The organism is Bartonella sp. AP58NXGY (assembly GCF_042195785.1).
GTDB lineage: Bacteria > Pseudomonadota > Alphaproteobacteria > Rhizobiales > Rhizobiaceae > Bartonella.
In genome coordinates this window covers 363-724 of the sequence record NZ_JBHIOY010000238.1, presented here as the reverse complement: position 1 = coordinate 724, position 362 = coordinate 363, and the positions used below count along the sequence as shown (strand labels likewise).

Annotated in this window: 1 pseudogene; it reads right to left on the bottom strand. The window is 44.8% G+C overall.

Annotated elements, in window-relative coordinates:
* Positions 1-362, bottom strand: a pseudogene (locus ACFINC_RS10670) (DNA repair protein RecN); the annotation flags it as partial.

Here is a 362-nt window from a genome sequence, read left to right as displayed (position 1 = left end):
ACCACTGGTGCAATGAGCTCCTCTGCCTCAGGAATTTTCCGCTCCAAGCGCCTTACCAAATTAGAAAGCATCGGAATGGGCGATTTTTGACCACTTAAAAGATCATCCGCTTCTTTAATATCCGTCGCTATTTTTTCTAATTTAAGCATATCTGCGCGACGAAGAGAGCGAGCCTCCTCTTCACCAACTTGAAAATCAAGCTTTTCAAGTTCTTCCACACACGCACGCAGATAATCCACCTCGCGCGTTGCATTTTCCACTTTAAGACGCTGTTTTTGCAAACGCTCTTCACATTCATGCCATACCCGATAACACTGGCGCAAATTTTCGACTTCATCTTCAAGCCCACCAAAAGCATCTAA